23 protein-coding genes are annotated in these 11,849 nt (G+C 38.4%); 16 read left to right on the top strand and 7 right to left on the bottom strand.

From position 1 onward, the window contains the following. Positions 1 to 377 precede the first annotated feature (377 nt). Positions 378 to 1,415 (bottom strand): AAA family ATPase, encoded by a 1,038-nt coding sequence (locus ACWATR_RS37315; protein WP_460344568.1) that lies wholly within the window; start codon positions 1,413 to 1,415, stop codon positions 378 to 380. A 234-nt stretch (positions 1,416 to 1,649) separates the two neighbouring features. Here ACWATR_RS37315 and ACWATR_RS37310 point away from each other — a divergent pair, with 234 nt between their 5' ends. Further along, a complete protein-coding gene (locus tag ACWATR_RS37310) occupies positions 1,650 to 1,829 on the top strand; it encodes a hypothetical protein (RefSeq protein WP_460344565.1) in 180 nt (59 codons plus the stop codon). A 31-nt stretch (positions 1,830 to 1,860) separates the two neighbouring features. Here ACWATR_RS37310 and ACWATR_RS37305 read toward each other — a convergent pair whose 3' ends face one another. Then, positions 1,861 to 2,178, bottom strand: coding sequence for a hypothetical protein (locus ACWATR_RS37305; RefSeq protein ID WP_460344562.1), 318 nt, complete (start codon positions 2,176 to 2,178; stop codon positions 1,861 to 1,863). Between the two features lie 385 nt (positions 2,179 to 2,563). Here ACWATR_RS37305 and ACWATR_RS37300 point away from each other — a divergent pair, with 385 nt between their 5' ends. From ACWATR_RS37300 to ACWATR_RS37245, 12 genes are all read left to right on the top strand, one after another. Beyond that, entirely contained in the window at positions 2,564 to 3,529 is a 966-nt protein-coding gene (locus tag ACWATR_RS37300; RefSeq protein WP_460344559.1) for an HNH endonuclease, read from the top strand. After that, positions 3,526 to 4,377: an AcrVA2 family anti-CRISPR protein gene (locus ACWATR_RS37295; RefSeq protein WP_460344556.1), complete on the top strand. Its 852-nt coding sequence runs from the start codon at positions 3,526 to 3,528 to the stop codon at positions 4,375 to 4,377. The genes ACWATR_RS37300 and ACWATR_RS37295 overlap by 4 nt, the downstream gene beginning before the upstream one ends. Then, positions 4,377 to 4,871 carry a DUF262 domain-containing protein gene (locus ACWATR_RS37290; RefSeq protein ID WP_460344553.1) on the top strand — a complete coding sequence of 165 codons (495 nt, stop codon included), beginning with the start codon at positions 4,377 to 4,379 and terminating at the stop codon, positions 4,869 to 4,871. The genes ACWATR_RS37295 and ACWATR_RS37290 overlap by 1 nt, the downstream gene beginning before the upstream one ends. Positions 4,872 to 5,041: 170 nt before the next feature. After that, positions 5,042 to 5,422, top strand: coding sequence for a hypothetical protein (locus ACWATR_RS37285; protein ID WP_340096832.1), 381 nt, complete (start codon positions 5,042 to 5,044; stop codon positions 5,420 to 5,422). Beyond that, a complete protein-coding gene (locus ACWATR_RS37280; protein WP_143855698.1) occupies positions 5,419 to 5,649 on the top strand; it encodes a hypothetical protein in 231 nt (76 codons plus the stop codon). The genes ACWATR_RS37285 and ACWATR_RS37280 overlap by 4 nt, the downstream gene beginning before the upstream one ends. A gap of 25 nt (positions 5,650 to 5,674) precedes the next feature. Continuing rightward, on the top strand, positions 5,675 to 6,163 hold the full coding sequence (locus tag ACWATR_RS37275) for a hypothetical protein (protein ID WP_460344548.1): 489 nt from the start codon (positions 5,675 to 5,677) through the stop codon (positions 6,161 to 6,163). A 1-nt stretch (position 6,164) separates the two neighbouring features. Next, a complete protein-coding gene (locus ACWATR_RS37270) occupies positions 6,165 to 6,380 on the top strand; it encodes a hypothetical protein (protein ID WP_460344545.1) in 216 nt (71 codons plus the stop codon). A gap of 41 nt (positions 6,381 to 6,421) precedes the next feature. Beyond that, positions 6,422 to 6,718: a hypothetical protein gene (locus ACWATR_RS37265; RefSeq protein ID WP_094346486.1), complete on the top strand. Its 297-nt coding sequence runs from the start codon at positions 6,422 to 6,424 to the stop codon at positions 6,716 to 6,718. A 99-nt stretch (positions 6,719 to 6,817) separates the two neighbouring features. Further along, a complete protein-coding gene (locus ACWATR_RS37260) occupies positions 6,818 to 7,150 on the top strand; it encodes a hypothetical protein (protein WP_460344542.1) in 333 nt (110 codons plus the stop codon). After that, positions 7,140 to 7,646, top strand: a complete 507-nt coding sequence (locus ACWATR_RS37255; RefSeq protein WP_094346484.1) for a hypothetical protein — start codon at positions 7,140 to 7,142, stop codon at positions 7,644 to 7,646. The genes ACWATR_RS37260 and ACWATR_RS37255 overlap by 11 nt, the downstream gene beginning before the upstream one ends. A gap of 169 nt (positions 7,647 to 7,815) precedes the next feature. Then, entirely contained in the window at positions 7,816 to 8,103 is a 288-nt protein-coding gene (locus ACWATR_RS37250; RefSeq protein ID WP_392530155.1) for a hypothetical protein, read from the top strand. Between the two features lie 264 nt (positions 8,104 to 8,367). Then, positions 8,368 to 8,607 carry a hypothetical protein gene (locus tag ACWATR_RS37245; protein ID WP_460344537.1) on the top strand — a complete coding sequence of 80 codons (240 nt, stop codon included), beginning with the start codon at positions 8,368 to 8,370 and terminating at the stop codon, positions 8,605 to 8,607. Between the two features lie 11 nt (positions 8,608 to 8,618). Here ACWATR_RS37245 and ACWATR_RS37240 read toward each other — a convergent pair whose 3' ends face one another. From ACWATR_RS37240 to ACWATR_RS37230, 3 genes are all read right to left on the bottom strand, one after another. Next, positions 8,619 to 8,822: a hypothetical protein gene (locus ACWATR_RS37240; RefSeq protein ID WP_460344534.1), complete on the bottom strand. Its 204-nt coding sequence runs from the start codon at positions 8,820 to 8,822 to the stop codon at positions 8,619 to 8,621. Positions 8,823 to 8,853: 31 nt separating this feature from the next. Beyond that, a complete protein-coding gene (locus tag ACWATR_RS37235; RefSeq protein WP_460344531.1) occupies positions 8,854 to 9,423 on the bottom strand; it encodes a GIY-YIG nuclease family protein in 570 nt (189 codons plus the stop codon). Between the two features lie 106 nt (positions 9,424 to 9,529). Next, the gene (locus ACWATR_RS37230) at positions 9,530 to 9,715 is read right to left on the bottom strand and encodes a hypothetical protein (protein WP_460344528.1); all 186 of its coding nucleotides are present in this window, start codon (positions 9,713 to 9,715) and stop codon (positions 9,530 to 9,532) included. 12 nt (positions 9,716 to 9,727) lie between these two features. Here ACWATR_RS37230 and ACWATR_RS37225 point away from each other — a divergent pair, with 12 nt between their 5' ends. Further along, complete coding sequence (locus tag ACWATR_RS37225) at positions 9,728 to 9,994, top strand: hypothetical protein (protein ID WP_460344525.1); 267 nt, start codon at positions 9,728 to 9,730, stop codon at positions 9,992 to 9,994. A gap of 60 nt (positions 9,995 to 10,054) precedes the next feature. Here ACWATR_RS37225 and ACWATR_RS37220 read toward each other — a convergent pair whose 3' ends face one another. Next, positions 10,055 to 10,291 (bottom strand): hypothetical protein, encoded by a 237-nt coding sequence (locus tag ACWATR_RS37220; protein ID WP_460344522.1) that lies wholly within the window; start codon positions 10,289 to 10,291, stop codon positions 10,055 to 10,057. A 28-nt stretch (positions 10,292 to 10,319) separates the two neighbouring features. Between ACWATR_RS37220 and ACWATR_RS37215 the strand changes: the two genes are divergently transcribed. Continuing rightward, positions 10,320 to 10,469 (top strand): hypothetical protein, encoded by a 150-nt coding sequence (locus ACWATR_RS37215; protein WP_460344519.1) that lies wholly within the window; start codon positions 10,320 to 10,322, stop codon positions 10,467 to 10,469. A gap of 472 nt (positions 10,470 to 10,941) precedes the next feature. Here the strand turns inward: ACWATR_RS37215 and ACWATR_RS37210 are convergent, their stop codons facing one another. Further along, on the bottom strand, positions 10,942 to 11,106 hold the full coding sequence (locus ACWATR_RS37210) for a hypothetical protein (RefSeq protein WP_460344516.1): 165 nt from the start codon (positions 11,104 to 11,106) through the stop codon (positions 10,942 to 10,944). Between the two features lie 451 nt (positions 11,107 to 11,557). On the opposite strand from ACWATR_RS37210, the gene ACWATR_RS37205 reads away from it, so the two are divergent. Next, positions 11,558 to 11,758, top strand: a complete 201-nt coding sequence (locus tag ACWATR_RS37205) for a hypothetical protein (RefSeq protein ID WP_460344513.1) — start codon at positions 11,558 to 11,560, stop codon at positions 11,756 to 11,758. The last annotated feature ends 91 nt before the right edge of the window (positions 11,759 to 11,849 follow it).

The following is an 11,849-nucleotide window of genomic DNA, read 5'->3' as shown; positions in this document are numbered from 1 at the left end:
CGTTAATGTGCTTCTTTATTTATTAAATATATTAGTTGGATTGGAATATTGTGATAACAGTATCATGCCAAATAGTAATTTCTTGAATAGTCTGATTGATTTTATCTGTATCACTGCTGATTATTTCTAAATTCAATAGACAATTCACTAAGAATCTAACTAAATAAGTCAATTTCAAAGCATTATCAAATGCTAGATTTGGCATGATGTTTTCAATAAGATATATTGATTCTTTAATGACATTCTCTATTTTTAGGCTTTGACCTTCTTGTAATAAAGTTTGTATTGTTTGTAAATTGTTAACTAAATTATCTAAATTCGCTTAAGCTTCTTGTCTAAGCAAAATTGTTTGTGTTTGTGTAAAATCGTTCATAAAGTTATATTTTGGCAGGCTCTAGCAAAACCATTAAAATGTTTTCCCACTCATCGAAGAACCCATCAGTCCATCGGTCAATTCTGCCGTCTTTATCAATGCGTGGTGACACAACTTTAATAAAAGCTTGACCTTGGTTTTCTTGACGTTGAAAGTAATGTAACTGCACATCTTCTGGCTCAATTTTACCACCATGCACCGTAAGACGAATGCCGTTTAAAATCTGGTCGCTATGAGTTTCTACCACCACTTGAACCCCACAGTTAGCAGCCAGTGCTAACAGCTTACCCAGCTTTGTTTGTGCTTGGTTGTGGAGTCCGGTTTCTGGGTGTTCAATAAGAATTAATGCACCCGGACTGGATGCTAGAATTACTAGGATAATTGGTAGAACGTAGGTAATGCCGTATCCAATAGGGTCACTAAATTTTAAGTTAACCAAATCCATATCTAGATGTGCATCAACTTGGATGCGTAGACCAGAACTTATTTCTCCCATCCATGCCTCAACTTGGTCTAGCAAATCCATTGATTTTGCTTCCGGGTGAGCGAGTTCGGCGATGGGGATTGGTTGACTACCGTATGTATAGAGAAAATGTGCTGTATATTCGCCAAGCGCACCAATTTGTCTAAGTTCTCGCCTTTGGTAATTTAAGATTCCTGATGCAACTTTTGCACGTTCTGATTGAAGGTGATAAAGTTGCCCGTTGAAAATGCTTGACTGATAAACATCGGCATCAACAGAGTTGAATCCACTCTCTAAAAAATTTGCTTCTCTCTCTAAGGAGTTGTAGTTAAAGTGCCAAATTCCTTTAGTTCCGTTTTTTAAACTAAGCTCAAATCCTACATAGTCTTGTTTGGCATTTTCATACAAAGCATCATTAGCTGTGCCAATATTTACCAAGTTTCCATTGAGCAATAAACCAGTGCTTTGTAGTAAACTTTGCTGATAAGATTGATGCAGCAGTGATACTGCTTGCAATACAGAGGATTTACCAGTGCTATTATAACCAGAGAGCAGGGTAAGCCATTTGAATTCAACCAATTGATTCTCAAATGTTTTAAAGTTTAGCAGCCGTAATGAGCTAATCATTAATAGTTAAAATATAGATGTTCTTCGATTTTATTATAGTTTGTTTATCTCAAGCGATTTTGTAAGAATCTTGTTGTTGAGCAAATCACCTGTAGATGACAAAATCTTAAATATACTTTGTTATTTACATTTTTGATGATTAATCAAAAAAACTAGCAGTTTATCAATATTGAATTGTAATTTTAGATGGCATCTGAAAATTTTAAAGAACTTGTTAATGTTACAATCCAAGTAGCGACCAGAAGAAATAAAAGAATGGCAGTCTTTAAGCTTGATAACACTTATTATATAGTTGATGCTAGGGAATGGCAAAATGGTCGTGCGTATGGGCAATATATCATGACAGTAGAACCTGTGCAAAATTAAGCATCAGGTGTTTCATATTGTTGAAACTCATCTATTCTGTTTTTAAGTTATTTAATTGCTCTGCTAAACTTTCAACTTGGTTTTTCACGTATTCGATGTTTTTATAGGTGCTATCTCTAAAGTTAAAAAAATTAACCATAATTGGGATAACATCTTCACTGTGCATACAATCAAATCCTATCCACCAATCATTAGCGGTTTTTGGTAATAATTTATGACAAACTGCTCTGGGGTCTTCACTTTGGTCAGTTCCTCCAGAAAATGTGATTTTTCCATGAACCCGAATGAACTTTAATTCATTATCATCCATATCCTTACCATAATAAGGATGAGTTTTATTAATAGCCACGTACCCAGAGAAAGTACCTTCATTTTGTCTGACTATTAAACAAGGGAATCCCAGATAAACCCATTCTATTCTGTCAGGTTCTTGTTGCCATTAACCTTCTGCCCATGCAGATTTGTCAATCCAATTCAGAGTTTCCATCAACCAATAATATTCCCATTTTCATCCCGTTTAACTTCCACCACCTTAACGTCAAAACTTTCCCACTCCTGGACAGTAAACCCTTCTGTAGTTTCCTCTGGATACCTGCGCGCCATTTCCTGCCATGCAGCCTCTTCGTTGATTGCCCAGATGTAATGCCCCTGGCGTTCTCTTAGGTCATCACGCCCAGCACAGTCATGTGAGTATAATGCGTTACGTGTACAGCGATATTCTCTCATAACTGCGAATGGCCAAAGATTTAGCTTACTACGTTAAGAAATTTTCTCCAAAGTCTGTTGTTGGGAAGCTAGGCTTAAATGTTAGCCCTGGTGCGCCCAATAAACCGATTTTGCTGTTATCTGTCATTGAAATGATAGCAACTAGGCAGATAGTGAGAAACCAAATTCCTCTATCTGCTGAACTCATTGCCACATTTTTGAAACTTTGGAGCCATCTAGAACCAGTACGCAAGCCGGATATAGGCTTACCTTTTTACCACCTCACCAGTGACGGTTTCTGGTATTTTGAGATGAAACTGGGGTTTGAATCATTGATTGCTGCCAAGGTGAAAATCAGAACTCCCAGTACCATTAGGCAAACTGTAGAGTATGCTTATCTTGATGGTGAATTATGGACGCTTCTGCAAAACCAGAGCGATCGCACTGTACTAAGCCACACTCTGATTAATTCCTGGTTTAACGATCGCACACAGGATATCGAGTCATTATTACAAGTCAACGCCTTTGCTGAACTACAAGACCAATTGCAACGCACTGGTGGAAAGGTCTATCAGCCGGAGGAATTAGAAGATGAGCAAGCTGTAATTGTGCGAGATGGTGCGTTCCGTAAAATCGTTGTCTCAACTTATAACCACACTTGCGCGTTTTGTGGATTGCAGATACTCGATTCACTTAGTCAAAACATTGTGGACGGGTCACACATCAAACCTTTCTCCCAGTTTTACGATGACCGCATTGATAACGGGTTGTCACTGTGCAAAAATCATCATTGGGCATTTGACCGCTTTTGGTTCACCATCGATGATGATTACACCATCATTGTTGCTGACAATCTGCGTGAAGATTCACCCAACGCTAGACCGATGCGAGAATTTAGGGGCGATCGCATAAACCTACCCGCCCAGGAGCAGTATTATCCTAGACTTGATTCTCTACAATGGCATCGAGAGGAGTTTTCGAGGCGTGCTGCATGAGCAAAAAACCTAAAGGTTGGTTTAATGAAATTGTTATTCGTCCCGTTGTTCATGTAGACGGTTACGAAAGCTATGAAAAGATGTGCGGTATTGTTGCCGATATTTATTACTCTGCGGAGGAACAAAAGCTACTGCGCCAATTAAGGACTAATCCCGCAGAATCGATGTACATCACCCTATACACCTTGTTTAAAGTAGGTATTGCTAAATGTCCGGCATATTGGGTGAACAAAGATTTACTCGAAGCATTGCTGCAATCGGTTTTAACCGTTGATGTAGACAGTTTAAATTGGGCAATGAAAACGGGAATGTTTATGCTGCCCAAAGGAGTAATTCTTTCTCCTGAAAATAAGAGCGTTGATGCTGTTTTTTGGCATTACGATAGTGAAGCTGGTATCCTTTATTGGACAGCAACCGATGGGTCTAGTTTCTTTTGCCGCAGATTTAAACTTGATGCACAAAAACTTACCTATACCGATTCTCAAGATATTGACCCCAAGGTAGTCAAAGGATTTAATGAATATCTGCACTCAATTTTACTACGATTAATTTTGATAATGGAATGTCGCCCTGAACTTGTAGATTCAACAAGCGAAATAGTCAGGGTGAATAAAGGTTTTGGCAAAGCGCAAGCGCAGGATTTTTATCAACCACTTTGGCTAGGACTTGGATATCGACTTAAACGTGAAGGGACGCAAAGCAGTGAAGGTAGTAGCGGTACACATGGCTCTAAGAGTGTCCATTGGCGCAGAGGCTTCTTACGCAATCAGCCTTATGGAGAAGGTAGGCAGCAAAGAAAACTAGTTTGGATTGAGCCAGTTCTAGTAATGGGTGGGAAAGAAACATAATGATGACAGACGATGAAATTAATGGCAGATATGAATCCGCTAAAGACAGACTAGTTCAAGAAATTGACAGGATAAAGCTACCAGCATTAGTTGAAAATATTAGGTCTAATCCTAATTACATGGTGATTGATAATGAGAGTCAATCTGTTGGAAATTGGAATGATGTAAAAAAATCCAAGCTAATTGAATCTTTTATTATTAATTTCCCTGTAATGCCAATTGTTCTCTACGAAAAGTCATATCATACATACGAAGTTCTTGATGGCAAACAAAGGTTAAAAGCAATTCTCTATTTTTACACTAATCAATTAGTTTTGAGCGGATTAGAAGTTAAGACAGAATTAAATGGATGCACTTATACTACTCTTCCATATCATGCAAAGACAGTCCTGAATCGCCATTCTCTATCTTTGATATCTATTATCCCTTCAGAGGATGCCAACCCCGAAGAAATAGCAAAATTGATAGAGGTTGTTGCAGAACGGCTTAATTAAAGGGCTGCGATGGCGTACCACATCATCAACAGGAAAAAGGAAGCCTTGGGCTAGCGAAAATGTGTTGGCAGCTATCAGTTAGCTAAACGCACAGACTGTAAATTCATAGTATACTATGAACATATAAGAGTAAGCGATCGCACATTCTGACTATCCCGATTAAAACCATTATGAAACTGCAACGTATTGAGGCAGGTGAATATCTTACTGCTGATGGTAGGTTTTACGTCCGCAATACTTACTATTCCAACGGATTACCTGGACGGAGTAACACTACTAAAGGGTGGTTGATTGAAGACAAAAGCGGGCTTACACCATTTCAAGTAAGCAGCAATCAAAAGACTAAGCTGCGGCGGGTGGATACGCTGACAGAAGCAAAAGAAATTATTGCTCTAGTTGTCGAGTGCGATCGCAAAGAGAAAATATTACGTGATGCCGGATGGCGTAAGGAAGACAACGCGCAGCCGCCAGGGGTGTGTTGGCTATCTCCCTACACTGGCAAGTTGTTAACCCGAAGTGAAGCACTGCTGGAATTGAGTTTGATGTCGTGATGACCAAAATGGATGAGCTTTTTAAGCTTCTTGAACCGCTAAATAAAACTCAAGGGGAGCATTCGGTGAGTATAACTTTTAACCCCGGCATGAAAGGTGGAGTCATTAACTTTATGTTGGACTGGAAAACTTTTATCGGTGAGCAAGAATTTGAAAATATTGATGAAGCGATAAAATTTGCTTACTCTCTTAGAAAAAAAGTAGGTATCGATTTTATTAGTCAATAAAATTAATTAGTTTTGTTTTTATAAAATGTACTACGGATACCGTTGCTATACCAAAGAAGATAAGCCTTTGGGTTGGCTATACACATTTGATTCTAATCTTGAATATGCTTTTATCAATAAAAGTTTCCATTTGTGCAAGCGATGGAAAACAGAAAAAGGAGCTAAAAAACACTTCGATCATTACAATAATAATTGGCAGTTTAAGAGTAAAGGAGGCTATCTCAAAGTTGAGGTAATGCCAGAAATTACTGATAATGTAAAAGAAAAATCTTCTCAGCAGCGATGGAATGAAGCCAATCGTGATGCACTTTACCAAGCTCAAGAGAATTACAACCAGAAGCGCCCTATAATGTCATTTCGTCCGAAAGCCGAACTGTTGAAATGGCTGGACGAGGAACGCGAAACTGATGACAATGGTGAACCAGAAACTGATGCTTCACTCTTAAATCGGAAGTTAGAAAAACTCAGACAGTTAGAACAAAAAGATTTTAGCGATTCGTTTAAGGGAAATTAAAATGTTAAGTAAAATATTATCATTTGAAATAATTGAAGGGCTACCAGAAGATAATGGAACTTATTTTGTATTATTAGAAAATGGTTCGATAAAAGAAGGATATTTTGGTTCCTTTTCTTTCCCTTATCATCAAGAAAATATTGTTAGAATTGCTAACTGTGAAGACAAGCAATTTCATTATGAAAAATTTATTGGTTGGCTAAAACCTATAGAATGATTTATATATAAAATAAAAATCTGAAGATATTATGTAAAATAATGAAAGCAGAACAATTAAAAACTTTAATTATTAATATTATTAATGAAAAACCAAGGTTTTTTGATGGTGTTTGTGCTAAAGATATTAAAAATTTGCTCTTGGAACATTACGAAATTTCTGTAAGTGAAAGAACAATTATTAAAGTAATGATGGAAATAATAGATGAGGGTCAGAATAAATTTGGTGGTTCTGGTTATGTTTGCGGTGATGATAGTACACTAACATGGGCGGATGAACATAGTAATGCAAATTCAAAAATGAGAGGATTACATAAGTATTGGTGGTTTAATATTTAGATAATAAAAATATAAAATTTTGGACAGACATTAATGATGTATTTTTTAATCTAAAATTTATAATATTCAGAGTTTTTTAAATACAAGAATTTTAATTTTATGAGTAATAAAGAAGCGACAAGTGAAGTATTTAAAAATCAGAGTTACATGACCCCAGAACAGCTAAGTATTGCTGAAGAATTTCAGAATACGATAGAGGCTGAGTATGCCCTTTGTGCTGGGGAAATGAAAAAAGCGAATATTGCAGCAGCATCTGGAGCTACATCAACTAACTCAGATAAAAAAATGTCAATAAACTATGCGTGTTTAGAAATTGACGCGATTCGTGAATACTGGTTCAAGCGTTTAATTAGCCTCATCCAAATTATCGAACACAGAAATCCACAACTTGAAAAAGAGCTAGCAAGGAAGTATTTAAATAATGAGCAGTAACTTAGACCGTCTGCTAGCAATATTAAAAGAACAAGCAGACTTGATTGATAAACTTAACACACGTTCTGACTTTCAATACAAAAGTACACAAAGGCTAGTTTTGGATTATGGTAAACCTTTTGTAACTCAGGTTAAATCACTATTTAAAGGTGAACGTAAAGCTTGCTTTGAAAATTGTTACAAGGCATTATGGGACTATTCGCAACTAAGTTACTGTGAAGGCTTTGCTATTGATGATGAGTTGGATTTTGCAGTACCTCATGCTTGGTTAGTTAATAACGCAATGGAAGTAATTGACCCTACATGGATTGGAAATAAGTTTAAAGGCAGTACTTATTTTGGAGTAGTTTTCAATAGAGAATTTGTGATGGAGATGGCGGAAAAGACCAGAAGTTACGGCATCCTTGATAGCGACTATATGAATGAACACCAACTTAAACGAGAAGGATTTCCGCCTCATGCACTACTTCATAAGCAGGCGATAGATGCTCAATGATTAGTGCGATCGCTCCTCACCGTGAGGAAAACAAAGGAGCGTAGGCACAGCCAGATGTAGGATCGCACCCTAACTTTATGGACTATTTAGTGGGTAATGTGGGTAATAACCTGATTATTCCTGAAAAATGAGATAATTTTCTAATATATATAAATAATGAGGATATGCAATGGCTAATATTTTAAAAGACTCTTTTGGTTTTCCTAAAATTTCTAAATATTCTGGTTCTTCTCCAAACAAAGACAGCTATATTGTCTACTGTGTTGAGTTTGAAGGACGAGAATTAGGATATTGGATTTCTGGTACTGGAGAATGGCAAGATTTCAGGGATAATGATACAGATTTTGAAAGTTTAGAAAAATGCCTTGAAGGGCTTTATGAGATGTACCAATATGACGAAGATTACGAGTTTAGGTACTGGGTTCAAAAAGTCAAAATTAAAGCAGAAATGATTTAGGTGGCAAGGAGTTGCTGAATTATGTACTTAAAGATATAGCTACTCTATAGAAACAGTTTTGGGTGCAATGCCTGTGGTGGGCGAATCAAAGAAGAAATTGAAGGTAAAAATACTATTAGATATGGCAGAGGTAAGGCTAAACCAGTAGCCGAGCTATGCTATCAAAGAAAGATTAATAAACCAGTCATATTTCTATGGCTGCCAACTCCAAGCTCATTATTATTTACACAAAGAAGACAAGTTATTGGCAGAATGAGGTTGTGGATGGATGGCTCTGTTGTAACCTATGCTGGTCATGTACCAGAGGGGTTTGGCCGGATGAGGCTGCAATCTGAATGGGATGCCATGCCACGAGAAATAAGACCTAGAAATTTGTATTGGAGCCTTTCTTATAAATCATTTTCTCCTGTGGTAATTAACACTTATAAGGAGTTAATTCTAAATCCTGATTCCCTAGAATCATTAGCAGATTTAGCACTTGGAAAGTGGTTAGCAAGAATATAAATTATTCTGATTTAATCATCTGGAAACTGCCAAGATGAAATATTTTCTACATCTTTGCTACTGCATTTAATACAAGTAACATCAAATTTTGAATCCATCCACTCATAACCGCAAGTACGACAGTGACAGAAAATATTATTGCGGTTGGCATCTTTTATACCCTGATGCCATTGCTGTAGTTGGTCTGGATTTTGAAAAGGTAAATTATCAGACATTCTCGTAAGCCCTTCGCTATCACAAAATAGTCTACTTAAACGGTTGTCCCCACTGCTCCCAATTCTCCTTGTTAAATGGCGATCGCCACTTTTGAATCAGGCTCAACTCTAGCGCTTGCCGTGCGCGTCGTTCAACTGGAGCATCCCACCAAAAACCAATATTAACCGCCGTCTCTATCTGATAGCGATAATGTAAGTCTTGGTAACTGCTGATGTAATCCTTGCAGCCATGAGTCCCACGCCAGCGTTTGTTACTCCGCTTAGTTTCCCCAACATAAAGTAGCAATTCAGCAGCAGAATCAATCACAAAATACAAAGCTGCTTGACCAAAATCATCTGGCATCCGGTAAAAAGCCATTGGTTGTAAATGCAGCTTAAACGGGTCTATCGTCTCTGGGTCACAGTGTGTCGGGGCTAGGTCAAACAGTGTTGCTTGTTTTGGTGCTTGACTTTTTCTCACTAGCTGCTGATAGTCAAAGATTTGCGCTTTCCACTTCAGCAGTGCATCAGCACTCATAACCAGGGCCTCTGCTCTAGGTGCTGGTGTGGGTTTTATGTTGGCAAATAGGTTTAGCTGATTATTGGGTTCCAAGATCATCATAGGCAGTTACTTTCCCAGTAGATTATCCCCCAGAACTGAATCAAGTAAACCTGTTAACGGGTTTAGGCGATTCGCATTTTTTGAAACCGTAAACGGAACAATAAACTTATTTTTGCGCCCAAACCTGCGTGACGCGAGGGATGCAAAATATTGTTGTTTCGTCAGCAGCCAATGCCCTTATTTGGGAAATCGTCTGGTCAATCTCTTCTTGTGTTGTCAGTCCAGCTTCAATGAAAGCATCAACTGCCTCAAATAATGATAAATCGACTAGGCGCTTGGCGTTAGAGCGCACTACAACGATACTGTGGCAACTGGAGACTCAGATCGCTTGGCAGTGACTAACCAAGCACTTAGAGATTTATCGGGCTGTAACGGTTTGCTGGTACGTGATTGGATTGAAGCTCACAAGGATGAGGTGATTAGCCATAATGCTAAGTTCGGCATGGAGAACAAGAAAGACCCCAGTAACCCTGCTAGTTATGCCAACAAAGGGAAAGACACAGATAAAATTCTGTTGCTGATAAATGAAGAATTCCTTAGTGGGGAAGGCTTTAAGGCAGGGAGAAATTAAAGCGGATCTGCTCGATGCTATTGGCAGTTTTTTATAGTACCGATGATTTTGGCGATCGCCCTAGTCCTGAACACGTTTTTTCTTCCAATCAAAAAGTGTTACACCAGTCTTAACGCTCCACTCATTCAAAGCTTTTTGAACATCTACGATTTCGTCTGGTATCTCTACTTCCATTGATTGAATATCGGGAATACATTGCGGTGAATCGCACTCTTCTGGAGTTAAATGAGCATAGTAAATCTTGATTTTCATAAATCTACATTTACCATACGATCGCCCCAATTCCCAATCCCTCATCCCCAATATTCAATGCCCCACTTAAATCATGAGTGGGGTTAATTTTGCGATTCTAGGGGTGTGTATGGTGTTGGCTGTGGAATGTTACCCGAAACTTGGTGTAGGCGATTGTGACAGGGGTGGAGAGGCGCGATCGCCCTCGCCCGACTGCTGCCAAACTCCCAACACACCTTTTTAAACACCTTGGAGTAGGTGCAAAACCTACCCCAACTTTTTAAATGCGATTCACCATACTTGATAACTTTAATCTTGCCTTTTCAAAAATACTTCACGTCTTTGGTAACATGATTTTTTGGGCATCACTAGGTATTTTTATCTACTCTGATCAAAGCGATTTTAGGAAATTAAAAATAGCAAAAATAACCGTAGTAGGTATGTTTATTTAGAGGCGGCTGATTTTCCAATTTTTGGCAATTTTATCACTCCTCGCTAGCTACCTTGAGGGCTACTAGACAGCTACCTGTCGGGAAAATCAAAAATCACAAAAAACCACTACTTTTTCACCCAACAGGTAGCTAGGTGTCACCTGTGTGGTAGCCCGATAGCTACCTGTGGAGAATTGTATTCTACAATACTGTTTGCCACTAAATCTACTTTAGTTTTGTGTAGATTATCAGGCTTTAAAAAATCTCTACTGCACCCAGTTATTCTTACAATCCCAGCATTGATGTCAAAGCTTTGAAATCCTGCAAGTGGTTGCGCCCAATGAATCTAATATTTTCAAGGCTTGGGTCAGCGTTGGGTGTTTCTCGTGAGCGGTTGGCGTGAGATGCACAAAGCGCAATGTTACCCCGCTTTAATTTTTTCAGTCGCATGATGGCGTAACCGCCATGAGCCGATAGCGATCGCAATCAGCCCAAATTGACTACAAAAAAACTACTCAAAAACGACAAAAGCAGATCAAGTTTCACAGATGGAATGACAACGCCCATTTCACCCAATCCCTAATCTCTAATGTCTAATAGGGCGACCAGGGGAGTAGAGCGTAGCCAAGCCTTGAATTGAGATTGGGTATTTGGGCTTCAGAAGCGATCGCGCCGTGGTCAATTAGGAGGAGAGAAATTAGGCAGTCAGGATATTGAGTCACGCACAACACTTATCTAATTCTTTTTTTTCTTGACTGCCACATATCGTCATTCTTTTTGACTGCCACAAATTGGTAAACGCTGGAGAGTTCGTCTGAAAAAACTTCGCATACGAACTAAAAACTTACCCCAATGGCAGAATTATGGCAAAAAAAAGGAATTTCAGAAAATTGGCTCAATTATGGCAGGATTATGGCATTTGAATGGCAAATTTCTGGCATTTCAATGGAATTTTAAAAACTTATTTCTCAACAAGCTCAGACTATTGAGAAATGAATGTAGTTTTGGCTCAATTATGGCAAATCAATGGCATTTGAATGGCACAGTAATGGCAAATCAATGGAAAATGCGAGAATTTCAGCATTTTCAAATATCGCAGTGATATTCTCCTACGAGAAAATAATAATATGATTTTCTGACGCACAGTACGCCATCTTTGGCGGAAAGTTTTTTGGAGCGAAAAGTGACGATTT

This window comes from Nostoc sp. UIC 10890, assembly GCF_054786515.1.
This window is presented reverse-complemented; position numbering and strand designations above follow the sequence as displayed.